Here is a 22530-nt window from a genome sequence, read left to right as displayed (position 1 = left end):
TTTAGCTAGACCGGCGGGATGTCGCTAGGGGGATTCTCGTCAAAGCCATGCATGCGCAGGGCCCATTGCAAGCCGATCACGGCTCCCTTCACCGGCTGCAACAAAGCCAGCGATGCGAACAGCGTGAACGGCAGATAGATCGCAAGTTGCAGCCACACCGGCGGCGAATAATTTGTCTCGATCCACAGCGCCATCGGTACCACGATATGGCCGACGATAACGATGACGAGATAGGCAGGCAGATCGTCGGCGCGATGCGGCGTGAAGTCGAGGTCGCAGACCGGGCAATGGCCGTCGCATTTGAGAAACTTGCGGAACAGTCTGCCTTTTCCGCATCGCGGACAACGGCTGCGGAACCCGCGCTTCATCGCGCTCCACACGTCGCGCTTCTCGGGTTCGGCCGCCTCGCGAGTCCAGACCACCGTCGGCGGTGTCACATCCATGACTTGCCTCGCTTCGATTTGCCGGACTTCTGCTGCGCCGGCTTGCGATCCTTCTTGCGCGATTTCCGCTCCTTGTGCGCCTTCTTGCCTGATCCTTTTGGTCCCTTGCCAAATCCGGCGGCACGGCGCTCGGCCGTTACGCTGTCTCGTTTTCTGCCGCGCGGAATTGCCTGACCATCGGATAATAACTCAAACCGCAGCGCGCCCGCTATCGGCGCGGCCTCCACCAGACGCACATCGACGACGTCGCCGAGCCGATACATGGTGTTGCTGCGCGTGCCGATCAGCGCGTGGCGGGTTTCGTCGTAATTGAAATATTCGCTGCCGATGGTGCGGATCGGGATCAGACCGTCGGCGCCGGTGTCGTCGAGCTTCACGAACAGGCCGGATCGCGTCACGCCGGAAATGCGGCCCTGGAACGAGGCGCCGACCTTATCGGCAAGGAAATGCGCGATCAGGCGGTCGGTGGTCTCACGCTCCGCCTTCATCGCGCGGCGCTCGGTGACGGAAATCTGCGCGGCGATCTCGGCGAGCGTCTCCACGGTCTCATCGGTCGGCAACGCGCCTTCGCCAAGCCCGAGCGCGCGGATCAGCGCGCGATGCACGATCAGATCGGCATAGCGGCGGATCGGCGAGGTGAAGTGCGCGTAGCGACGCAGGTTCAAGCCGAAATGGCCGTAGTTCTCGGCGGAGTATTCGGCCTGCGCCTGCGAACGCAGCACCACCTCGTTGACCAGCGGCTCGTAGTCCTCGCCGGCAACCTGCGCCAGCACGCGGTTGAATTGCGTGGGACGCAGCGCGCCCTGCTTGGTGAAGGGCAGGTCGAGCGTCTTGAGGAATTCCTGCAGGTTGTGCACCTTCTCCTGGCTTGGCTCGTCGTGCACGCGGTAGATCAGCGGCAGCGCCTTCTTCTCCAGCATCTCGGCCGCGGCGACGTTGGCGAGGATCATGAACTCCTCGATCAGCCGGTGCGCGTCGAGCCGCTGCGGCACGATCACGCGATCGACGGTGCCGTCGGCTTTCAGCAGGATCTTGCGCTCGGGCAGATCGAGATCGAGCGGGTCGCGCTCGTTGCGTGCAAGCTTGACCAGCTCGTAGGCCGACCACAGCGGCTTCAGGATCGGATCGAGGATGGGGCCGGTGGTGTCATCGGGCCTGCCGTCGATCGCAGCCTGTGCCTGCGCGTAATGGAGCTTTGCGGCCGAGCGCATCAGCACGCGGTGGAAGGTATGCGAGCGCTTGCGGCCGTCGGCGCCGATCACCATGCGCACCGCGAGCGCGCCGCGCGGCTCGCCCGGCACCAGCGAACAGAGATCGTTGGAGATGCGCTCGGGCAGCATCGGCACGACGCGATCAGGGAAATACACCGAGTTGCCGCGCTGCAGCGCGTCGCGGTCGAGCGCCGAGCCGGGCCGCACATAGAAGGCGACGTCGGCGATCGCGACATGGACGATGAAGCCGCCCTTGTTGTTGGGATCGGGATCGACTTCCGCATGCACCGCGTCGTCGTGATCCTTGGCATCCGGCGGATCGATGGTGACGAGCGGCACGTCACGCCAGTCCTCGCGGCCCTGCAAGGTTGCGGGCTTGGCGTCTTCAGCTTCGCGCAGCGCAGAAGTGGAGAACACCTGCGGGATATCGTGGGTGTTGATCGCGATCAGGCTGATCGCCTTCTCACTGGCGATCGAACCGAGCCGCTCCTTGACGCGGGCGGAGGCGAGGCCGTAGCCGCGGGTGCGGATCAGGTCGACGCTGATGAGATCGCCGTCTTCGGCGCCGCCGCTGTCGGCCTTGGCGATGTTGAGCTCGCGGCCGGCCTGCTTCTTGTCGACCGGGATCAGGCGCCCGCCGCCATCGGGATTGCGACGGAAGATGCCGAGGATCCGGGTGCGCCCGTGATCGATCACCTTGATGACGCGGCCGCGATAGGGTGTGCCGTCTTGCTCGTCCGTGACTTCGACGCGCAGCAGCGCGCGGTCGCCGACGCCGGCGGTGGTGCCGGGCTTCGGCCGCCGCGGCGTCTCGATACGGATTTTCGGGGCGGTGCCGTTCTCGTCCGAGTCCCACTCGGCGGGCGTGGCGATCAGCTCGCCGTCGCTGTCGCGGCCGGTGATGTCGGCGAGCAGGGTCGGCGGCAGCGCCGCCGGCTCGTGGATCTTGCGGCCGCGCTTGGCAATCGTGCCATCGTCGGCGAGCTCGCGGAGGATCCGCTTCAGCTCGACGCGGTCGGCGTTCTTCAGGCCGAACTCGCGCGCGATCTCGCGGGTGCCGACCTTGCCTGGATTGGCGCGGATGAAGGCGACGATGGCATCCCGGCCCGGAAAGCCATGGTCGGGTTTTCGTTTCACTTATCCTCGTGCCTTGCCGGCGCTCTTCTTCGCGGGCGCTTTCGCTGGTGCCGATGATTTTGCAGGCGACGTCTTGGCACCGGAGGCGACCGGCGCGCGCGCCTTGCTGGTCGCATCCGTTTTCGGCTTCGCCGCGGCTTTCTTCGACGCAGCCTTCTTGGCGGGCTTGGCCTCGCCGTCGCCGTCAGTCTCGGTCGCCTCGGACTTGGCTTTCTTCGCCTTGGCGGGCTTTTCCGCCTTGGCCTTCTTGGTCTTTTTGCCGCCGCCCTTGGCCGCGCGCTCGTCGATCAGCGCGATCGCTTCGGCGAGCGTGATCTGGTCGGGGGTGCGGTCGCTCGGGATCGTCGCGTTGACGCCGCCCGCCGCGACATAGGCGCCGTAGCGGCCGTTCTTCAGCGCGACCGCGCCGAGCGTCGGATGATCGCCGAGCGGCTTGCCGGGATCGGCACCGAAGCGGCGGCCGCTCGGGCCCTTCGCGATCTTCTCCGCGATCAGTGTGACGGCGCGGTTCAACCCGATATCAAAGACCTCGTCGCCGGCCTCGAGGCTCGCATAAGTCTTCTCGTGCTTGACGAACGGCCCGAACCGGCCGAGGCCGGCGGTGATCGGCTGCCCGGTTTCCGGATGCTTGCCGATCTCGCGCGGCAGCGACAGCAGTTTCAGTGCCAGTTCGAGATCGACATCGGCCGGTGAGGTGCCCTTTGGAATGCCCGCGCGCTTCGGCTTCTCGCCTTCGGCGTAATCCTTCTGCTCGCCGAGCTGGATGTAGGGGCCGAAGCGGCCGGCCTTCACCGTGACATCGAAGCCGGTGTCGGGATCGGTGCCGAGCACGCGGTCGGCGCTCTCGGCGCTGTCGGCCGCGAGTGGGCGGGTGTAGCGGCATTCCGGATAGTTCGAGCAGCCGACGAAGGCGCCGAACTTGCCGGCCTTGAGGTTGAGCCGGCCGGTGCCGCAGGTCGGGCACTGCCTGACGTCGCCGCCATCCGTGCGCGGCGGATAGATGTGCGGGCCGAGCATCTCGTCGAGCGCGTCGAGCACCTCGGCGACCCGGAGGTCCTTGATGTCGTTGACCGCGCCGATGAAGCCGCGCCAGAAGTCCTGCAACACCTGCTGCCAGGCGATCTCATTGTTGGAGATGCGGTCGAGCTGCTCCTCGAGATCGGCGGTGAAGTCGTATTCGACGTAGCGCGAGAAGAAGTTCTCCAGGAACGCGACCACGACGCGGCCCTTGTCCTCGCCGTGCAGCCGCTTCTTCTCGAGCTTGACATAGCCGCGGTCCTTCAGGACCTGCAGGATCGAGGCGTAGGTCGAGGGGCGGCCGATGCCGAGCTCTTCCATCCGCTTCACCAGCGAGGCTTCCGAGAAGCGCGGCGGCGGCTCGGTGAAATGCTGGGTGACGGCGAGGCTCTGGCGCTTCACGGCCTCGCCCTCACTCATCGCGGGCAGGCGGCGCGAATCCTCGTCCTCCTCGTCGTCGCGGCTTTCCTGATAGAGCGCAAGGAAACCATCGAACTTGATGACCTGGCCGGAGGCGCGCAATTCCAGCACGCGGGAGCCGGCCTTGGCCTCGATGTCGACGGTGGTGCGCTCGAGTTCCGCCGACTCCATCTGGCTCGCAATGGTGCGCTTCCAGATCAATTCATAAAGCCGCGCCTGATCGGCATCGAGTCTTCGGCCGATGGTCGCCGGGCGACGCGACAGATCGGTCGGGCGGATCGCTTCGTGGGCTTCCTGCGCGTTCTTGGCCTTGGCCTGGTACTGGCGCGGGGCGTCCGGCACGTAGGCGTTGCCATAGTCCTCGCCGATCACCTTGCGCGCCTGCGTGATCGCTTCGGGCGCGATCTGCACGCCGTCGGTTCGCATATAGGTGATGAGGCCGGTGGTCTCGCCGCCGATGTCGATGCCCTCATAGAGCCGCTGCGCGATGCGCATGGTGTGCGCCGGCGCGAAGCCGAGCTTGCGGCTCGCTTCCTGCTGCAGGGTCGAGGTGGTGAAGGGCGCCTGCGGATTGCGCCGCGCCGGCTTGGCCTCGACGGTCGCGACCTTGAACAGCGCGGCCTCGATCGCCTTCTTGAAATCCTCGGCTTCCGCGCCGGAGCCGATGTCGAGCCGTGCGATCTTCTTGCCGTCGGCGCCGACCAGCCGCGCCTCGAAGGCATCGCCGCGCGGCGTCAGCAACGTCGCGACCAGCGACCAGTACTCCTTCGGAACGAACTTCTCGATCTCGAGCTCGCGGTCGCAGACCAGCCGCAGCGCGACCGACTGCACGCGGCCGGCGGAGCGGGCGCCGGGCAGCTTGCGCCACAGCACGGGGGAGAGGGTGAAGCCGACCAGATAGTCCAGCGCACGGCGCGCCATATAGGCGTCGACCAGCGCGCCGTCGATCTGGCGCGGCGCCTTCATCGCCTCGGAGACGGCCTGCTTGGTGATGGCGTTGAACACCACGCGCTCGACCTTCTGGTCCTTAAGCGCGCGCTTCTCCTTCATCACCTCCAGCACGTGCCAGGAGATCGCCTCGCCCTCGCGATCGGGGTCGGTTGCGAGGATCAGACGGTCGGCACCTTTGAGCGCCTTGGCGATGTCGTTGAGCCGGCTCGCGGCCTTGGCATCGACCTCCCAGATCATCTGGAAATTGGCGTCGGGATCGACGGAACCATTCTTGGCCGGTAGGTCGCGAACATGGCCGAACGACGCCAGGACCTCGTAGGAGGACCCCAGATATTTGTTGATCGTCTTGGCCTTGGCCGGCGACTCCACAATGACGATATTCATGTCATTCCAATAGCTTATGGGAAAACTTGAAGGTGGGTTCCGCTAGACTCGCGGCCCGCCGTGTCGGGGCGAACATGGGTGCTGGGGCGGTCCCTGTCAAATCGCCAGATATTGAAGGGAGGCGCCAAGCTGCGGAGTTTCTATCCCAAGGGTTGCAAAATGCGTCCTAGAGTTGCGGCCGGAAAGGGCTTATCTCTTTATATATAGCGTAGGAATCGGATTAGGCCTTTTGAGCAGCACAGGGGGCGGCCGGAAGCGCAAGGCGTCCGGCGGGCGGCGACCGGCGGGCGACGAGACGGCTGGGGAAGGCGGCCCCGACGACGCCCTGGTCCTGATCGCAGGCGCCGCGACCGAACTCGCTAAACTCGCCCGGCGCCACAAATTCGAAGTCCTCGAGCGCCTGTTCGCGATGGCCCGTCTGGAGGCCGACGAGCAACTGCGTTCGCGGAGCCGGCGGAAGTTGTCGTGAGGGGCGTCGCGGGATGGAGGGGCGCCTATGAGCGGGGCTCTCTCCATTCGTCGTCCTGGCGAAAGCCAGGACTCATAACCACCGCAGTCGGTGATGAACGGGATCGCGGCCCCAGCGTCGCGCAACAACTCTCATTTTGGGTAATGGGTCCTGGCTTTCGCCGGGACGACACCCAATATGGGTCGTCGTATGTGAGTCATACATCCCGCATCCTCGCGACGCGAGGCGTATTCGGATAAAGCGAAATATTTTCGCGGGCGAGGATTGACAAGTTTTTGGTGAGTTGCCCGTACCAGCAACACCCGTCCTACGCACTCACGAGGCGCCGCGCGCGCTTCGCTGCAGGCCGCGGCTTCAGCGTCGTATCCGCGGCACCCAGCACGCGTCCATCCTGCGAATAGAGCGCGAGCTTCTTCACCGGCTTGCCCTTGTCGCGGTCGACCAGGATGGTCGCGATCTCGTCCGGATGCTCGTCGAATTCCTCGGTCCATTGCCGCAGCGCGACCAGGATCGGAAAGATGCCGTGGCCCTTCGGCGTCAGGACATATTCCTGATAGGCGCTGCCGTCGGAGGCGGGGACCGTCTTCAGGATGCCGCGTTCGACCAGCGTGCGAAGCCGTGTGGCAAGGATGTTCTTGGCAAGCCCGAGGCTCGCCTGGAATTCGCCGAAGCGGCGCCGGCCGAGGCTGGCGTCGCGGATGATCAGGAGCGACCACCAGTCGCCGAACACGTCGAGCGCGCGTGCGACGGGACAGCTGTCGCCTGCAAGGCTGGTTCGTTTCACCGGCTGTCTCCAGGAGTTTGGGCCATCACGACCTTGTGTGGTTGCAATATTAAACCGTATGCCTTAGCTAGGCAACGAAGTTTAATAATGCAACCAACTGGAGGCGGACATGAGACTGGCGAACAAGACGGCGTTGATCACCGGCGGCAACAGCGGCATCGGGCTCGCGACAGCGAAGCTGTTCGTGGCGGAGGGCGCCAAGGTCGTCATCACCGGGCGCAACAAGGAGACGCTTGCGGCGGCATCCAGGGAACTCGGGCCGAACGCGCTCGCGGTGGCGGCTGATGCCACCGACGTCGCGGCGCTGGAAGCCGCGGTGAAGCAGGGCGCCGAGAAGTTCGGCAAGTATGACGTTCTGTTCGCCAATGCCGGCATTCCCGGCCAGACGCCGGTGGGCGGCACCACGCTGGCCGCATTCGAGAATGTGATCCGGACCAATCTCACCGGCGTGTTCTTCACGGTGCAGGCGGTCGCGCCGTACCTCAACGACGGCGCATCGATCATTCTCAACGGCTCGGTGATCTCCGTGCTCGGCAATCCCGGCTACTCGGCCTATGCCGCGAGCAAGGCCGGCGTGCGCGCGATGGCGCGGGTGATGGCGTCAGAATTCTCGCCGCGCAACATCCGCGTCAACGTGGTGGCGCCGGGTGCGGTGCGCACGCCGATCTGGGGCGCGGCGATCGCAACGCCCGAGGCCGAGAAGATCTTCGAGCAGCGGATCGGCAAGACCACGCCGCTCGGTCGGATCGGCGAGCCCGATCACATTTCGAAGACCGTGTTGTTTCTCGCGTCGGACGACGCCGCGCATGTGCAGGGGCAGGAGCTGTTCATCGATGGCGGTGCAACGGCATCACCGGCGGGCGCGCCGATCTATCGCGGATAGAGCCTTTCCGTTCCGATTAAATCGGGCCGGGGCTCTGGTTTTATTCTGACGCGTTTTCTTCACGCGAACCGGTATCCACGTCGCTCGAAAACGCTCTGGTTTGTTTCTCATTGTATCGAACGGCCGGTGTGAAGCGTTTCATACCGGCCGGTTTGGCTTGCGACTATCATCGCGCATTGAACCTTTGACGTACTGCCCGGACTCCTGATTGGGCGGGGAGTTTTTCACCACGGAATCATTTGGAGTGCCGCCATGCCGAAAGCAGCCCGCATTTCGACGTCGATCCCGGTTTCGCCCGCATCCGAAAGTTCAGATACGACGCAGTTCGTGACGGTCGCGCTGTTCTCCGGCATCGGCCTGTTGATTTCGCTGGTCGCCGTCATCCTCGGCATACAGGGCGTCTGGTTCTGAGTTCGTCCACCTGAACGGCCTGCCGCCGCCAGGCGACGGCAGGCACTTTGAATCACATCAGGCTGCGTTCAGGCTGCCGGCGGCCTGCAGCGCGCCCGCAACCGCCTTTTCGCGATGCTCGGGGCCGACCTGGATGCCGTCGGCGGGGATGAACTCAACATTCTTGACGCCGATGAAGCCGAACACGCCGCGCAGGTAGGTCTCGAGGTGCTCGAGCGCGGCCATCGGCGTGTCGGCGCCGTAATAGCCGCCGCGCGAGATCGCGATGATGACGCGCTTGTTGCCGGCCAATCCCTCGACGCCGCCGGTGCCATACTTGAAGGTCTTGCCCGCGACCAGGATGCGGTCGATCCAGGCCTTGAGCTGGCTCGGAATCGTGAAATTGTACATTGGCGCGCCGATCACGACGATGTCGGCGGCGAGGAACTCGTCCAGCACCGCTTGGCCGGTCGCGATGTCGTCGCGCACCGACGGATCCGGCGCCGCGCCTTGGCTGGCGGCGAGGTGCAGGCCGGAGAGGTGGGCGAGCGGGGTCTGGCTGAGGTCGCGGTAGCTGACGACGAGGCCCGGATTGGCCTGGCGCAGCCGCTCGACGGCAGCGGCCGAGACCTGGCGGCTGACGGAGTGGGGGCCGAGGACCGAGGAATCGATGTGCAGAAGTTTCATGGCTGGGGTCACCTTTGGTATAGGTTTGTAACTGGCGCTATATGAGTGACCGCCCTAAATCTCCGCAAGAACGCACATTTTTGAAACCCGAGCACACCAATGGAACCCGAGCACATCGATGTAACCGCCGAAACCGGCCTGCCGCGTGGCCCCGGGACGCATCAGGACTGCCGCGGCGTGGCCTCGGTGCTGTCGCGGGTCGGCGACAAATGGAGCGTGCTGGTCATCATGCTGCTGCGCGATGGACCGCGCCGCTTCAACGAGCTGAAGAGGATGATCAACGGCATCTCGCAGCGCATGCTGACCTTGACGCTGCGCGGCCTGGAGCGCGATGGCCTGGTGACGCGCACGGTGTTTCCGACCATTCCGCCGCGGGTCGACTACGAGCTGACCGATCTCGGGCGCGGACTGGCGGTGCCTGTGATGGCGCTCGGCGAATGGGCGTTCGCGCATCTGCCGGAAATCGAGGGCGCGCGGAACGATTTCGACGCGCGGAATGGCGAAGGCTGAGTTCGGAGCCTTCGCGTTCGGACAAGCAGACCCGTCATCCTGAGAGCCTGCGTAGCAGGCGTCTCGAAGGATGCACGGCCACCAGTCGGGCCGTCGATCCTTCGAGACGCGCTGCGCGCGCCTCAGGATGACGGACAGGCGTTTGCGCGAGCGAGATATTCAGCTCGTCAAATCATCGACACCAGCCCGCCGCCGTGGCGTTCGAGCCTGCCGGCGAGCTCGAGCTCGAGCAGCACGGCGCGGACAACGGCCGGCGACACGTCGGCCATCCGGATCAGATCGTCGAGGCTGATCGGGCTCGGCCCGAGCAGATCGATGATGCGGGCGCGATCGCCGCTATCAGTGGCAAAGTCCAGCGGCTCGTCGTCCTCGCGCGCGCCAAGCATCACCGGCCGCTCCATGATCGGCGTCACCGCGCTGATGACGTCGGCGGCTTCGGTGACCAAGGTGGCGCCTTGCTTGATCAGGTCGTTGGCGCCGGCGGCGCGCGGATCGATCGGCGAACCCGGCACGGCGAACACCTCGCGGCCCTGTTCGGCCGCCATCCGCGCCGTGATCAGCGAGCCCGAGCGATGCGCGGCCTCGACGATCACGACGCCGAGCGAGGCGCCCGAGATCAAACGGTTGCGACGGGGAAAGTCGCGCGCCCGCGGCACATGGCCGAGCGGCATCTCCGAGATCGCCGCGCCGCGCTCGAGCAGGGCGGCCAGCAGATCCTCGTGCTCCGGCGGATAGATCCTGTCGTGGCCGCCGGCGAGCACGGCGACCGTGCCGCTGGCAACGGTGGCGCGGTGCGCTGCCTGATCGATGCCGCGGGCGAGGCCCGAGATCACGACAAAGCCGGCATCGCCAAGATCGCGCGCCAGGGTGCCTGCAAATTTCAACCCGGCGCCGGAGGCATTGCGGGAGCCGACGATCGCGATCATCGGCCGCGTCAGGGTATCGCGCGCGCCGCGCACGGCAAGCAGCGGCGGCGCGTCGTCGATGGTGGCAAGCCGCGCCGGATAGTGCGCTTCCTCCGGCGCGACGAGATCGATGCCGAATTTGCGGCAGGCCGCGAGCTCGGCGGCGGCGTCGGCCTCGCTGCAGATCCGCCCGGGGCCGGAGGCGCCGCCGCGGCGCGCGAGGTCAGGCAGGCGCTCCAGCGCGTGCGCCGCATCGCCAAAATGGCGGAGCAGCGATGCAAAGGTGCGCGGGCCGACATTGTCGGAGCGGATCAGCCGCAGGCGGTTGAGCCGTTCGGTGTCGGTGAGTTTTGGAGGGCTGGGCGAGCGGGTCATGCATACGGGGCCCAGCTTCGCCCAACCTGAGATTGCGATCAACTGCGACATTGGCGCAGCCGCGCGCGACGCGCTAAAAGCGCTTGCCAAGAAGCCGCCAAAGAACCGTCAGGAAACAGGACGTCCGCCGATGATCTCGCTTGCCGATCTCCAACGCCGCATCGCCTCTGGCGAATTGTCCACCGATGCCGCCATCACGCAGACGCGGGACGCCATCGCGGCGCAGGACAAAACCATCGGCGCTTTCGTCCGCCTCGACGAGAAGGCGCGTGCGCAACAGGCCGGGCCGCTGCGCGGGATTGCGGTCGGCATCAAGGATATCATCGATACCGCTGAACTCCCGACCGAGATGGGCGCCGCAATCTATAGCGGGCATCAGCCGCGCGCCGACGCTCCGGTCGTGATGGCGCTGAAGCAGGCCGGCGCCACCATCATCGGCAAGACCACGACGACGGCATTCGCGGCGAACGATCCGACCGCAACGCTCAATCCGCACAATCACGCGCGCACGCCGGGCGGCTCGTCGTCGGGCTCGGCCGCCGCGGTCGCCGCCGGGATGATCCCGCTGGCGCTCGGCACGCAGACCGGCGGCTCGGTGATCCGGCCGGCCTCGTTCTGCGGCGTCGCCGCGATCAAGCCGAGCTACCGGCTGCTGCCGACCGTCGGCGTGAAATGCTTCTCCTGGACGCTCGATACCGTCGGGCTGTTCGGCGCCGGCGTGCGCGACGTCGCGCTGGGGCTCGCTGCGATGACGAAGCGGCCCGAGCTGGTGGTGCCGTCGAAGGTTTCCGCGCCGCGCATCGGCGTCGTCACGCAGGCCTTCGCCGGCGCGCCTGAACCTTCCGGCGCGGAGGCGTTGCAGAAGGCGGCGCGTGCGGCGGAGCAGGCCGGTGCAACCGTGCACGAGCTCGCTGTGCCCGAGGTCGTCGCGGAGGCGTGGCGGATCCATCCGGTGGTGCAGGAGTTCGAGGCGCATCAGTCGTTCGCCTGGGAATACGGCCAGAACTACGATGCGATGCCGCCGCTGCTGCGCGGCCGGCTCGACGAGAGCAAGGGCGGCACGCCGGCGGAGTACGACGCTGCAATGGACGTCACGCTGCGCGCACGGCTGGCGCTGGCCACGATCCTCACCGAGGTCGACGTGCTGCTGACGCTGTCGGCACCGGGCGCGGCACCCGAGGGTTTGGCGTCGACCGGCGATCCCCGTTACAACCGGCTCTGGACCTTGATGGGCGTGCCCTGCGTCAACGTGCCGACACTGACCGCCGAGGGCGGATTGCCGGTCGGCGTCACCGTGATCGCGGGGTTTGGCGACGACGCGAAGGCGCTGGCGGCCGCGAGCTTTGTCGAGGACGCGCTGAAGCGGTAGGCTTGGTCATTCCGGGGCGATGCGCCGCATCGAACCCGGAATCTCGCCCCACAACTTCTGGATTCCCCGGTGCGCAATTGCGCACCTGAGGTTCATCGCTGCGCGATGCCCCGGAATGACATACGTCACTTCCGCTCGCCGATCTTGCCCTCGGTACCGGCCTGCAGGCGCTGGATGTTCTCGCGGTGCATGTAGAACAGCAGCAGCGTCAGCACGGCGAACAGCGAGGCGAGCGCGTTATGGCCGAACCACCACAGGAACAGCGGCGTCACGAACGCGGCGATCAGCGCCGACAGCGACGAGTAGCGCGTGGTGTAGGCGGTGCCGAGCCAGATCACGGCGAAGATCAGCGCCGCCGGCCAGAACAGGCCGAGCAGCACGCCGAGATAGGTCGCGACACCCTTGCCGCCGCGAAACTTGAGCCAGACCGGGAAGAGGTGGCCGAGGAAAGCCCCCAGCGCCGCCAGCATCGCCGCGTTCGGGCCGTCGATGGTGCCGGCGATGATGACGGCGACGGTGCCCTTCAGCATGTCGCCGAGCAGCGTCGCCGCGGCGAGGCCCTTGCGGCCGGTGCGCAGCACATTGGTGGCGCCGATATTGCCCGAGCCGACCGTGCGCAGATCCTGCGTGCCGGCCATCCTGGTCAGCACCATGCCGAACGGGATCGAGCCCAGCAGGTAGCCGATCAGGAAGGCGAGCGGCAGCAGCCCATCAGCAGACATCGCGGTGGTTCCCTGGAGCGGTCCCGCCCGCACCGGGCAGTGCCGTCAATGAAATATTAACCATAAATCCGCACCATGGCCTTGGTAATGAGGGAGCTTATCATGGCTTCTGTTCGCAGGCGGCTGGAGCAGTTTTTCTTTGTCGTTTACGTCGCGGCCATCGTCGTTGGCACAACGATGGAAGCGATGTCGCAACTCGCGTCGCGCTGAGTTCCACCCAGTTTCAGACGTGCTCGTACACGGTCCGTCCGCCGACGATCGTCCGCGTCACGCGGCCCGAGAAGCGGGCGTCGTCGAACGGCGTGTTCTTGCACAGTGATTTGAGATCGTCGCGGTCGAGCACCCAGGGCGTGTCGGCGTCGATCACGATGACGTCGGCCGGCGCGCCCGCGCGCAGCGTGCCGCCGGGCAGGCCCAGCAACTCCGCCGGCCGCGTCGACATCGCCCGGATCAGCGTCTTGAAGTCCATCTCGCCGTTGTGGATCAGCCGCAGCGCCGCCGGCAGCATGGTCTGCAGGCCGACCGCGCCGCTCGCCGCTTCCGCGAACGGCAGCCGCTTGACCTCGACGTCCTGCGGATTGTGGTCGCTCATCACGACGTCGATCAGCCCGGAGGCCAGCGCCGCGACCAGCGCCTTGCGGTCCTCCTCGGTGCGCAGCGGCGGGGCCAGCTTGAGGAAGGTGCGGTAGGGGCCGATGTCGTTCTCGTTCAGCGTCACGTGATTGATCGAGACCGAGGCCGAGACATTGTGGCCGGCGTCGCGGGCGCGCTTGAGGATCTCCAGCGACTCGATCGAGGTCAGCGACGCCGCGTGATAGCGCCCGCCGGTCAGGCCCGCGAGGCGCATGTCGCGCTCGAGCATGATCGACTCGGCCGCGGTGGGAATCCCTGCGAGACCGAGCCTCGTGGCGAATTCGCCCTCGTTCATCACGCCTTCGCCCACCAGATTCGGATCCTCGGTGTGATGCACGATCAGCGCGTCGAAATCGCGGGCATAGGTCAGCGCGCGCCGCATCACCTGGGCGTTGGTGACGCTGCGGTCGCCGTCGGTGAAGGCGACGGCGCCGGCAGCCTTGAGCAGGCCGATCTCGGTCATCTCCTGGCCCTGCATGCCCTTGGTCAGCGCCGCCATCGGATGGATGTTGACGATCGCGGTGTCGCGGGCCCGGCGCAGCACGAAGTCGACCGTCGCCGAATTGTCGATCACCGGCGAAGTGTCGGGCTGGCAGATGATGGTGGTGATGCCGCCGGCCGCGGCGGCCTGGCTGGCGGAGGCGAAGGTCTCGCGGTGGCTGGCGCCGGGCTCGCCGACAAAGGCGCGCATGTCGATCAGGCCGGGGGCCACGATCTTGCCGGCGCAATTGACGATGTCGGTGCCTTCGGGGACGCCGGCGGCGCCGATGCCGCGCTTGGCGTCACGGATCACGCCGTCGGCAATCAGGACATCGCCCGGACCGTCGAAATCGCGCGACGGATCGATGACGCGGGCGTTGGCGAGCAGGATGGGGCGGCGGTCGGTCAGCATCGGTCTCACGCGTTCGGCAGGTTGCGGGCGAGCGCTTCCAGCACCGCCATGCGCACTGCCACACCCATTTCAACTTGTTCACGGATCAGCGACTGCGCGCCGTCGGCGACGAAGGTGTCGATCTCGACACCGCGGTTCATCGGGCCCGGATGCATCACCAGCGCATCCGGCTTGGCATAGCCGAGCTTCTTCTGGTCGAGGCCGAAATAGTGGAAATACTCGCCCGACGACGGCACGAAGGAGCCGTTCATGCGCTCGCGCTGCAGCCGCAGCATCATCACGATGTCGGCGCCGTTCAGCCCCTCGCGCATGTCGCGCGCGACCTCGACGCCCATCCGCTCGATGCCGGGCGGCAGCAGGGTGGAGGGGGCCACCACGCGGACGCGTGCGCCCATCGTGTTGAGCAGGAAGATGTTGGAGCGCGCCACCCGCGAATGCAGCACGTCGCCGCAGATCGCGATCGTCAGCCCCTCGAGCCGGCCCTTGTTGCGGCGGATCGTCAGCGCGTCGAGCAGCGCCTGGGTCGGGTGCTCGTGGCTGCCGTCGCCGGCATTGATCACGGAACCGTCAACCTTGCGCGCCAGGAGCTCGACCGCGCCGGAGGCGTGGTGGCGCACCACCAGGATGTCCGGGTGCATCGCGTTCAGCGTCACCGCGGTGTCCATCAGGGTCTCGCCCTTGCGGGTCGACATCGACGACACCGACATGTTCATGACGTCGGCGCCCAGGCGTTTTCCGGCGATCTCGAACGAGGACTGGGTCCGGGTCGAGGCCTCGAAGAACAGATTGACCTGGGTACGGCCGCGCAGGCTGGCGCGCTTCTTGTCGACCTGGCGGTTGAGCTCGACATACTCCTCGGAGAGGTCGAGCAGGCCCGTGATGTCGTCAGCGGAAAGGCCCTCGATGCCCAGCAGATGCCGGTGACCGAGGACAAAAGTCGATTTCAATGATGGGGTCATTAAAGCGAGAGCTATAGGCGCGGATGGCCGGTGGGGCAAGCGCGAAGAGGGCTCGCGGGAGTTTTCCCCGAGTAAGATGTCGCCGCCTTCTCGGCGGTCCTGCCGGGGCTCGCCGCGGGACATCCGCGCCTTGCTTTTGCGGGGGTTTCCGGAACAAGACGTGGATGGCCGGGCATAGGCGGAGCGGCCGCGACGCCGTCCTCCTGACGGGCTATACCCGGCCGCGACGCCGGAGCGAGACCTCGTGAAAATTGTCGTGATCGCATGGATGACCATCGCGTTGATCCCGGGGGCGATCTCGCCTGCCTTCGCTCAGAACTTGCCCGGCGACTTCGCGTTCCTCCGCGACATCGACCCGACCATCATCCAGGACATCCGCTACGCCGGCGTGAACAATTTCATGGGCCGGCCGCTCGCGGGCTATGGCGCGGCGGAATGCGTGGTGAAGCGGGAGGTCGGGCTCAGGCTCAAGGCCGTGCAACAGGAACTGGCCCGGCAAAGACTGTCGCTGAAGGTGTTGGATTGCTACCGGCCGGCCCGCGCTGTCGCCGACATAGTGGCGTGGTCGAAGAACGGCACCGAGACCGCCGCCGAGCGGCGCTACAACCCGGCCTTTTCGAAGGCGGATCTGTTCCGCCTCGGCTACATCGCCACCCATTCGGGGCATTCGACAGGGGCCGCGGTCGATCTCACGTTGGTCGATCTTGGTGCCGACAATTCGCACAAGTTCGATCCGGCCAGGGACTATGCCGACTGCACCGCGCCGGCCGCCGCGCGCGCTCCGGAGGGCAGCGTCGACATGGGCACCGGCTACGACTGTTCCGACCTGAAGGCCCACACCGCGACGGGCTCGATCACCCCTGCGCAGAGGCGCTGGCGCGCCATGCTGGTCGCGGCGATGGCCCGGCAAGGGTTCGCGAACTATGCCAAGGAATGGTGGCACTTTTCGCTGCCGCGGGCAGGCGGGCCGGCCTACGACGTCCCGATCGTCCGGGCGCGGTAGCGCGTTTTCGAGAAGTGGACGCCGGTTCGCGTGAAGAAAACGCCTCAGAACAAGAGGCTGGAGCTTCGATTCTGTTTCAATCAGAGCCGAAACTCTAGGGCAGGATTTTCCTCAAATCCGAAACATTTTCGCAAGACGACGCTTGCCATCGCAAAAGTAGCCGAGCGCACTTTCAACACTCCTTAATTGTGGCCGTATGAAGTGCGGGCAACACGGGAGCATGCAGCATGCGTTTCGCAGCCATTGCAATTGTCGTCGTCGGCGTCGCCGGAGTCTTGATCTACGATCGACACGACAAGAGCGCGAATTATCAGCGCGTCGATGCCCGCATCAGCGGCGTCAGCGAGCAATGCTATCTGGAAAAGGTCGAGCGCGGGGTCATCACCAAGACGACGTCGACCTCCGATCTGACTCGCTGCGAGATTGCCGAGCTGCTGCGCAAGGAGCATCCGAAGTGGCAGGGCTATGACGTGAAGCACAAGATCGAGGTGAAGGTCGTCTATGTCTCGCCGGTCGACGGGGCCACCCACCAGTCGAGCCTGCAGATGTCCTATTTCCCCAACGGCAAGCCGCTGCGCGCCGGGGACGTGTTTCCTGTCCTCGCCTCCAAGACCAAGGCGGACAAGACGCGTTCGATCTGACCGCCGCGGTTCGACAGGACGGAAGCACAACCATGCGCCTTGGCCTCTACGCTATGATCGCTGTCGCCGTCGCGAGCTTCTATGTCTATAGCGAGCTCGACAAGCGGTTGAACTTCCGGCCGATCGATGCGCGCGTCAGCAGCGTCAAGGAACAATGCTACATGGAGAAGACCGAGGGGTCGCGAAGCTCGACCTCCGATCTGTTGCCGTGCGAGCTTACCGAGCTGCTGGCACGCCATCATCCGAAGTGGCAGGGCGCCGACATCAAGCACAAGATCGAGATCCGGTTTGCCTACATCTCGCCGGTGGACGGCGCCGCGCATGAGTCCAACCTGCAGTTGGCGGCCTATCCCGATAACCGGCAATTGAGCAGCGGCGACATTTTTCCTGTCCAGGCTTCCAGGAAGGAGGCGAACCGGACCCGCGTCAATGACTGGGTCGATCGCTGGCTCGGCCGCCATGCGCCCAAGCGCGCAAGCATCTAAAGCATGGAAGCATCCAGCGGACGTGTACTTTTCGCTGCCCCGCGTCGGCTCGCAGGCTTATGATCCTCCGATTCCATTGCGCCGCGGCTGGCCCGTGATCCCGGCCGGAAGAGGCCGGTTGTCCAGGCCGCATGCGTGCAGACCAGTTGCCGAGGAGACCATGACGCAGGCTCCGTTTGCCACCCACGACGTCTTCAACCAATCGCCGCCGTTCGAAAATGTCGACCTGTTCACGGTGGATGCGCCGCTCGCCGCGGCGGTCGCTGCCAATGGCGGGGCGGCGGCAACGGCGGAGCTGTCGGATTTCGGCAAGCATTGGGGCTCGGACGCGATGGCGGAGCGCGGACGCATCGCCAACGAGAACACGCCGAAACTGCGCTTGTTCGATGCCAGGGGCAATCGCCGCGACGAGGTCGAGTTTCACCCGGCCTATCACGAGCTGATGGCGCACTCCGCGCATGCCGGCGTGCACAACTCGACCTGGAGCGCCGACGGCAAGCCGGCCGGCGGAGCGGCCGAGGTGGTGCGTGCGGCAAGGTTCTACATCGCTTCCCAGGTCGAGACCGGCCATCTCTGCCCGATCACGATGACGCGCGCCTCGGTCGCGGCGCTGGCCTCGCAGCCGGATATTCTGGCGAAGACGATGCCGGTGATCGGAACGCGCGCCTACGATCCCACCTTTGCGCCGTGGTGGACCAAGCGCGGCATGACCCTCGGCATGGGCATGACGGAAAAGCAGGGCGGCACGGATGTGCGCGCTAACATGACGCGCGCCGAGCGCGCCGGCGAGGCCTGGCGCATCACCGGGCACAAATGGTTCATGTCGGCGCCGATGTGCGACGCCTTCCTGGTGCTGGCGCAGACCATGAATGGGCTGAGCTGCTTCTTCATGCCGCGCTTTGCGCCCGACGGCACGGTCAACGCGATCCACTTCCAGCGCCTGAAGGACAAGCTCGGTAATCGCTCCAATGCCTCGTCGGAGGTCGAATTCCGCGGCGCCTATGCCGAGCTGATCGGCGAGGAGGGCAAGGGCATCCGCACCATCATCCAGATGGTGCAGCTGACGCGGCAGGATTGCGCGATCGCATCCGCCGGCCTGATGCGCTCGGGGTTGGCGCATGCGCTCCATCACGCGCGGCACCGCAGCGTGTTCCAGAAGCATCTCGCCGACCAGCCGCTGATGCAGGCGGTGCTGTCGGACATGGCGCTGCATGTCGAGGCATCGATCGCGCTGGTGATGCGGCTCTGCCGTGCCTTCGATCGTGCGCCGTCCGATGCGGGCGAGGCCGCCTATATGCGGCTGCTGACGCCGGCGATCAAATACTGGACCTGCAAGAGCGCGCCCGGCTTCCTCTATGAGGCGATGGAGTGCCTCGGCGGCAATGGCTATGTCGAGGAAGGCATTTTGGCGCGCCATTACCGGGAGTCGCCGGTCAACGCGATCTGGGAGGGGTCCGGCAACGTGATGTGCCTCGACGTGCTGCGCGCGCTCGGCCGCGAGGCCGATGCCGCGCTCGCGGTGCTGCGCGCGCTCGCCGAGGAGACCAGGGGCCTGCCCGGCGCCGCCGAGGCTGTTGCCTCGATCGGGCAGTCGTTCCGGCGGCCGGACAGCGAGCGCGTCGCGCGGCTTGCGGTCGAGCAGCTGGCGCTCCTGGCGGCAACCGCGGCGCTCAACCAGGTCTCGCCGAAAAACGCCGAACTGTTCGCGGTGACACGGCTTGCCGAACGCCACGCCGGCATGTACGGCGCGGTGGACTTATCCGATGCCGATCAGCGCGCGCTGCTGGCGCGGGCGCTGCCATGACCACATTGACCACCGTCATGCCCGGCCTTGTGCCGGGCATCCACGTCTTTGCTTCGACAGGGCAGGGAAAGACGTGGGTGGCCGGGACAAGCCCGGCCATGACGAATTGATAGAGCCGAGGTTCGCTGATGGATTCTCTCACGCCGCAAGACGCGACTGCTGCTATCGAACCGCCGCCGCTCCCCCCGCGGGTCTGGAAATTCTGGGGCACCGCGCTGTGGGGCCTGTTGATCTTCGCCGCGATGTTCGTCGGCCAGGTCACGGTCATCGTCTGGCGCATCGTCGCGCAGGGCGGGGAGGTGTCGACGGCCGGCATCACCCATGTGGTCGCCGACGGCCTGACGATCTCGCTCTCGGTCCTCGCCGGCCTGCCGATGGTGTTGCTGGTGCTGTGGTTCGCGATCCGCAGGACCCGGATCCCGTTCGCCGATTATCTCGGGCTGCGCGGGACGTCGTGGAAGAACGTGATCATCGGCGTCGTCGCGCTCGTCGTGCTGGTCGGAGCCTGGGACATGGTGTCCCGCGCCGCCGGCCGCGAGGTGTCGCCGGGCTTCATGGGCGACGTGCTGAAATCGGCGCAGGAGCACAGTGCGCTGTGGCTCCTGGTGATCGCCTTCGCCGTGGCCGCGCCGCTCTGGGAGGAGCTGTTCGCACGCGGCTGGCTCTACCGCGGCTGGTCGGAATCCGCGCTCGGACCCTATGGCGCGATCCTGCTGTCGTCGATCGTCTGGACGGTGATGCACCTGCAGTACGACTGGTTCTTCCTCTGCCAGGTGCTGACGATCGGCCTCCTGTTCGGCTATTTGCGCTTCCGCACCGGCTCGACCTGGCTGACCATCCTGCTGCACGGGCTGAACAATTTTGCGGCGACGATCCAGACCTGGTGGCTGGCTGGCTGAGAGTTCCCTATGCTAGGTTGAAGCTAGGCCCACCTTCGCTGCAACGTTGTTGCAGAAGAATCCCATATGTCGAACTTCGAGAATGCCAACGCGCCGGTACCGGCACCGCCGCAGCGGACCTGGGATTTCGTGGAGACGGCATTCGTCATCCTGATCGCTTACGGCGTTTTTACGCTGGTTGGAGGTTGGGCCATGACGATCATCATCGCGGCGCAAGACGGCGTAGCCAGAATGTCGCCGGCTCAATTGCGGGATTTCGCCGCCCAGGGGCGATGGTACGGCGCTGGCCTTACCATCGCGAGCCCCTTGACGATCGGCGTGCTCTGGATCGCGATCCGGAAGGCTCGCCGCGGGTTCGAGGAATATCTCGCGCTCAACTGGCCGAGCCCGGCCGAAGCCATGCGCGCATTTGCAATCTTTGCCGGCATTCTGCTCGGTGAATCGGTCATCAATTCGAGTGTTGGTGGCGAGGGGGCCGCGGTGGATGACCCGGTCTTCGTGGTCAAGGGCGCGAACGGCTTGATGATCCTGCTCATCGGTACCTGCATTGCAGGACCCATCATGGAAGAGTTCCTCATTCGTGGCTTCTTGTATCGCGGCTGGTCGGAGTCGTTTCTGGGTCCGATCGGAGCGATCGTTCTGACCGCCGCCGTCTGGGCTATGACCCACACACAGTTTGACGTTTATGGGAAGTTGGAGATATTCGGGATGGGATTGGCGCTGGGCTATTGCCGTTGGCGCAGCAACTCAACCTGGCTGACGGTCATGATCCATTCCGCCCTCAACACATTCATCTTTTTCGTGACAGGCCCGTATGTCTAGGGCCCAACGGCTGCGATCACGATTGGCATCGTGATGTCCGGGATCGTCTGCGGCGTGATCATCATCCGGAACCAGCGCCGGTGCGTCGCCAGCCATCGGAAGGTTGGAGGATGCCAGCGGCCCCCCTCGAGTGCTATGATCTAGATCAATGAATGAGCGCGGGCCGGACTGAAACCAGGCAGCGGCGGCTGCCGTCGTGCGAGCTCTTCTCATGGCTATCTTGATCCGAGCACTCCTGGCCGGCGTCGTCGCGCTGGCGTCTCTCGGCGCCATCACGCAGCAGGTGCGCGACCAGGGCGTTACCGACACCGAAATCCGCATCGGCAATGTCATGCCGTATAGCGGCGCGCTGGAGATTTTCGGCCAGATCGGCAAGGCGGAAGCCGCCTATTTCGAGATGATCAACGAACGCGGCGGCATCAATGGCCGCAAGATCCGCTTCATGTCCTATGACGATCTGTCAGATCCCTCCAACGCCATGGATCTCACGCGAATTCTGGTCGAGACCGACAATGTGCTCTTGATGTTCGGTTCGTTCGGCACGCCGGGGAATCTCGCGGTGCGGAAGTATCTCAACGAACGCAAGATCCCCCAGCTTTTCGTTGCTTCCGGCGATCACGAGCTCAGCGAGCCGTCGCGTTATCCGTGGACCATGGGCTGGCAGCCTTCGTATCGCGAGGAGGGACGCATCTACGCGAACTACATCCAGGCTTTCTATCCCGGCAAGAAAATCGTGGCGCTTTGGGAGAATGACCAGTTCGGGCGCGAATTGTTCAAGGGACTGGTGCAAGGGCTGGGCGACGTCGCCCACAACATCAGGGTCGACATCGCCTATGATGTCGACGATCAGCACCTGGACGGCCACGTCTCGATCCTGAAGCAATCTGGCGCCGAGGTCTTCGTGTTTGCCGGAGTACCGGAAAATGCCGCCAAGGTGATCCGCGCGGCGGCCGACCACGGCTGGCGGCCGGTGTTCGTCGTGAACCAGATGGCGTCATCGATCGAGACGGTGCTCAAGCGGGCCGGCACGGAGAATGCGACCGGCGTCATCACCGCCGCGTTCCTGAAGGATGCGAGCGATCCGGCCTGGAGAGCGGAGCAGGGCGCCTGGTACAGCTTCCTGGACAAGTATACCAAAGCCGGCGGCAAGGATGACGCGGCCGCAGTCTACGGCTATGCCGCCGCCGAAACGATGGTCGAGGTGCTCAGGCAATGCGGCAACGACCTGTCGCGCGAGAACGTCATGAAGCAGGCCGCGGCGCTCAGGGATTATCAGGCGTCCGCCTTGCTCCCCGGCATCAAGATCAACACCGCTCAGTTCCGACCGGTCGAGCAATTGCGGTTGCTTCAGTTCGATGGCCGTAGCTGGCAGCCGATCGGGGATGTGCTCGATACGGCGTTCGCCGGTTCGGCCGGGAAATAGCGGCGATCAGGAGAAGCCGTACAAGCTGCACCCAGTCGTTGCAGGCCCTCGCTCTTGCTGAAGCGCAAGGGCGAGTTGTGGCGCTACGTCGCTGGGACTCGCGGGCTGGTCTATTGCGGGAGGGCGCGCGCCGCTCGGCGCCGACGGGGCTTCAAAGAGACGCGACTTCGAAAGTGATGACTTGTTGCGCGGATGGCACAGGAGCCCGCGGCCAAATCAGGTACATTGATACTGTATTGAAAGACTTTTCATCACCCGGAGCATTGCGTTGGCGTCAGACGCAGTCAGTCTGGCTGATACTACAAGCGTAGC

At 65.6% G+C, this 22530-nt stretch carries 21 protein-coding genes; 12 read left to right on the top strand and 9 right to left on the bottom strand.

Translation table 11 applies throughout. From position 1 onward, the window contains the following. Positions 1-5: 5 nt before the first annotated feature. The 3 genes from ACVIHF_RS17630 to topA are packed head-to-tail and all read right to left on the bottom strand — an operon-like array spanning position 6 to position 5563. Positions 6-443 (bottom strand): DUF983 domain-containing protein, encoded by a 438-nt coding sequence (locus ACVIHF_RS17630; RefSeq protein WP_253608355.1) that lies wholly within the window; start codon positions 441-443, stop codon positions 6-8. Continuing rightward, complete coding sequence (gene rnr, locus ACVIHF_RS17625; RefSeq protein WP_456792400.1) at positions 434-2791, bottom strand: ribonuclease R; 2358 nt, start codon at positions 2789-2791, stop codon at positions 434-436. Before rnr ends, ACVIHF_RS17630 begins: the two co-directional genes overlap by 10 nt. Further along, positions 2792-5563, bottom strand: a complete 2772-nt coding sequence (topA, locus tag ACVIHF_RS17620) for a type I DNA topoisomerase (RefSeq protein ID WP_456792399.1) — start codon at positions 5561-5563, stop codon at positions 2792-2794. A gap of 229 nt (positions 5564-5792) precedes the next feature. On the opposite strand from topA, the gene ACVIHF_RS17615 reads away from it, so the two are divergent. Continuing rightward, positions 5793-6032, top strand: coding sequence for a hypothetical protein (locus ACVIHF_RS17615; RefSeq protein ID WP_456792398.1), 240 nt, complete (start codon positions 5793-5795; stop codon positions 6030-6032). A 307-nt stretch (positions 6033-6339) separates the two neighbouring features. Here the strand turns inward: ACVIHF_RS17615 and ACVIHF_RS17610 are convergent, their stop codons facing one another. Beyond that, complete coding sequence (locus ACVIHF_RS17610; protein WP_057020794.1) at positions 6340-6816, bottom strand: winged helix-turn-helix transcriptional regulator; 477 nt, start codon at positions 6814-6816, stop codon at positions 6340-6342. A 109-nt stretch (positions 6817-6925) separates the two neighbouring features. Between ACVIHF_RS17610 and ACVIHF_RS17605 the strand changes: the two genes are divergently transcribed. Beyond that, positions 6926-7699 carry an SDR family NAD(P)-dependent oxidoreductase gene (locus ACVIHF_RS17605; protein ID WP_057020793.1) on the top strand — a complete coding sequence of 258 codons (774 nt, stop codon included), beginning with the start codon at positions 6926-6928 and terminating at the stop codon, positions 7697-7699. A gap of 252 nt (positions 7700-7951) precedes the next feature. After that, positions 7952-8110: a hypothetical protein gene (locus ACVIHF_RS17600; protein WP_092078167.1), complete on the top strand. Its 159-nt coding sequence runs from the start codon at positions 7952-7954 to the stop codon at positions 8108-8110. Positions 8111-8167: 57 nt separating this feature from the next. Here the strand turns inward: ACVIHF_RS17600 and ACVIHF_RS17595 are convergent, their stop codons facing one another. Next, positions 8168-8776, bottom strand: a complete 609-nt coding sequence (locus tag ACVIHF_RS17595) for an FMN-dependent NADH-azoreductase (RefSeq protein WP_456792397.1) — start codon at positions 8774-8776, stop codon at positions 8168-8170. A 99-nt stretch (positions 8777-8875) separates the two neighbouring features. On the opposite strand from ACVIHF_RS17595, the gene ACVIHF_RS17590 reads away from it, so the two are divergent. Continuing rightward, positions 8876-9286, top strand: a complete 411-nt coding sequence (locus tag ACVIHF_RS17590; RefSeq protein WP_038380388.1) for a winged helix-turn-helix transcriptional regulator — start codon at positions 8876-8878, stop codon at positions 9284-9286. Between the two features lie 167 nt (positions 9287-9453). Here ACVIHF_RS17590 and dprA read toward each other — a convergent pair whose 3' ends face one another. Then, entirely contained in the window at positions 9454-10566 is a 1113-nt protein-coding gene (gene dprA / locus ACVIHF_RS17585) for a DNA-processing protein DprA (RefSeq protein WP_456792396.1), read from the bottom strand. Positions 10567-10696: 130 nt separating this feature from the next. On the opposite strand from dprA, the gene ACVIHF_RS17580 reads away from it, so the two are divergent. Then, positions 10697-11935 carry an amidase gene (locus ACVIHF_RS17580; RefSeq protein ID WP_456794103.1) on the top strand — a complete coding sequence of 413 codons (1239 nt, stop codon included), beginning with the start codon at positions 10697-10699 and terminating at the stop codon, positions 11933-11935. Positions 11936-12060: 125 nt separating this feature from the next. Here the strand turns inward: ACVIHF_RS17580 and plsY are convergent, their stop codons facing one another. From plsY to ACVIHF_RS17565, 3 genes are all read right to left on the bottom strand, one after another. Beyond that, positions 12061-12657 (bottom strand): glycerol-3-phosphate 1-O-acyltransferase PlsY, encoded by a 597-nt coding sequence (gene plsY / locus ACVIHF_RS17575; RefSeq protein WP_076834465.1) that lies wholly within the window; start codon positions 12655-12657, stop codon positions 12061-12063. Between the two features lie 223 nt (positions 12658-12880). Beyond that, the gene (locus tag ACVIHF_RS17570) at positions 12881-14182 is read right to left on the bottom strand and encodes a dihydroorotase (protein ID WP_141341912.1); all 1302 of its coding nucleotides are present in this window, start codon (positions 14180-14182) and stop codon (positions 12881-12883) included. Between the two features lie 5 nt (positions 14183-14187). After that, positions 14188-15141, bottom strand: a complete 954-nt coding sequence (locus ACVIHF_RS17565; RefSeq protein WP_026192854.1) for an aspartate carbamoyltransferase catalytic subunit — start codon at positions 15139-15141, stop codon at positions 14188-14190. Positions 15142-15409: 268 nt separating this feature from the next. On the opposite strand from ACVIHF_RS17565, the gene ACVIHF_RS17560 reads away from it, so the two are divergent. From ACVIHF_RS17560 to ACVIHF_RS17530, 7 genes are all read left to right on the top strand, one after another. Next, complete coding sequence (locus ACVIHF_RS17560; protein WP_456794102.1) at positions 15410-16144, top strand: M15 family metallopeptidase; 735 nt, start codon at positions 15410-15412, stop codon at positions 16142-16144. 227 nt (positions 16145-16371) lie between these two features. After that, a complete protein-coding gene (locus ACVIHF_RS17555) occupies positions 16372-16785 on the top strand; it encodes a hypothetical protein (protein WP_092078151.1) in 414 nt (137 codons plus the stop codon). Between the two features lie 32 nt (positions 16786-16817). Continuing rightward, positions 16818-17270: a hypothetical protein gene (locus ACVIHF_RS17550; protein WP_028341011.1), complete on the top strand. Its 453-nt coding sequence runs from the start codon at positions 16818-16820 to the stop codon at positions 17268-17270. 160 nt (positions 17271-17430) lie between these two features. Beyond that, entirely contained in the window at positions 17431-19074 is a 1644-nt protein-coding gene (locus ACVIHF_RS17545; RefSeq protein ID WP_456792395.1) for an acyl-CoA dehydrogenase family protein, read from the top strand. A 128-nt stretch (positions 19075-19202) separates the two neighbouring features. Further along, entirely contained in the window at positions 19203-19973 is a 771-nt protein-coding gene (locus ACVIHF_RS17540) for a CPBP family intramembrane glutamic endopeptidase (RefSeq protein ID WP_076834453.1), read from the top strand. Positions 19974-20039: 66 nt separating this feature from the next. Beyond that, a complete protein-coding gene (locus ACVIHF_RS17535) occupies positions 20040-20795 on the top strand; it encodes a CPBP family intramembrane glutamic endopeptidase (RefSeq protein WP_456792394.1) in 756 nt (251 codons plus the stop codon). A 211-nt stretch (positions 20796-21006) separates the two neighbouring features. Continuing rightward, on the top strand, positions 21007-22218 hold the full coding sequence (locus ACVIHF_RS17530; RefSeq protein ID WP_253608371.1) for an ABC transporter substrate-binding protein: 1212 nt from the start codon (positions 21007-21009) through the stop codon (positions 22216-22218). Positions 22219-22530: the final 312 nt, after the last annotated feature.

It is taken from the genome of Bradyrhizobium sp. USDA 4506 (assembly GCF_054058795.1).
This window is presented reverse-complemented; position numbering and strand designations above follow the sequence as displayed.

Excerpts from the sequence above, each read along its gene's own strand:
- ACVIHF_RS17565 (WP_026192854.1), bottom strand. The coding sequence starts at position 15,141 with ATGACCCCATCATTGAAATCGACTTTTGTCCTCGGTCACCGGCATCTG.
- ACVIHF_RS17590 (WP_038380388.1), top strand. The coding sequence starts at position 8,876 with ATGGAACCCGAGCACATCGATGTAACCGCCGAAACCGGCCTGCCGCGT.
- ACVIHF_RS17545 (WP_456792395.1), top strand. The coding sequence starts at position 17,431 with ATGACGCAGGCTCCGTTTGCCACCCACGACGTCTTCAACCAATCGCCG.
- ACVIHF_RS17630 (WP_253608355.1), bottom strand. The coding sequence starts at position 443 with ATGGATGTGACACCGCCGACGGTGGTCTGGACTCGCGAGGCGGCCGAA.
- ACVIHF_RS17560 (WP_456794102.1), top strand. The coding sequence starts at position 15,410 with ATGACCATCGCGTTGATCCCGGGGGCGATCTCGCCTGCCTTCGCTCAG.
- plsY (WP_076834465.1), bottom strand. The coding sequence starts at position 12,657 with ATGTCTGCTGATGGGCTGCTGCCGCTCGCCTTCCTGATCGGCTACCTG.
- ACVIHF_RS17530 (WP_253608371.1), top strand. The coding sequence starts at position 21,007 with ATGGCTATCTTGATCCGAGCACTCCTGGCCGGCGTCGTCGCGCTGGCG.
- ACVIHF_RS17535 (WP_456792394.1), top strand. The coding sequence starts at position 20,040 with ATGTCGAACTTCGAGAATGCCAACGCGCCGGTACCGGCACCGCCGCAG.
- ACVIHF_RS17580 (WP_456794103.1), top strand. The coding sequence starts at position 10,697 with ATGATCTCGCTTGCCGATCTCCAACGCCGCATCGCCTCTGGCGAATTG.
- ACVIHF_RS17555 (WP_092078151.1), top strand. The coding sequence starts at position 16,372 with ATGCGTTTCGCAGCCATTGCAATTGTCGTCGTCGGCGTCGCCGGAGTC.
- topA (WP_456792399.1), bottom strand. The coding sequence starts at position 5,563 with ATGAATATCGTCATTGTGGAGTCGCCGGCCAAGGCCAAGACGATCAAC.
- ACVIHF_RS17600 (WP_092078167.1), top strand. The coding sequence starts at position 7,952 with ATGCCGAAAGCAGCCCGCATTTCGACGTCGATCCCGGTTTCGCCCGCA.
- ACVIHF_RS17595 (WP_456792397.1), bottom strand. The coding sequence starts at position 8,776 with ATGAAACTTCTGCACATCGATTCCTCGGTCCTCGGCCCCCACTCCGTC.
- dprA (WP_456792396.1), bottom strand. The coding sequence starts at position 10,566 with ATGACCCGCTCGCCCAGCCCTCCAAAACTCACCGACACCGAACGGCTC.
- ACVIHF_RS17540 (WP_076834453.1), top strand. The coding sequence starts at position 19,203 with ATGGATTCTCTCACGCCGCAAGACGCGACTGCTGCTATCGAACCGCCG.
- ACVIHF_RS17570 (WP_141341912.1), bottom strand. The coding sequence starts at position 14,182 with ATGCTGACCGACCGCCGCCCCATCCTGCTCGCCAACGCCCGCGTCATC.
- ACVIHF_RS17550 (WP_028341011.1), top strand. The coding sequence starts at position 16,818 with ATGCGCCTTGGCCTCTACGCTATGATCGCTGTCGCCGTCGCGAGCTTC.
- ACVIHF_RS17605 (WP_057020793.1), top strand. The coding sequence starts at position 6,926 with ATGAGACTGGCGAACAAGACGGCGTTGATCACCGGCGGCAACAGCGGC.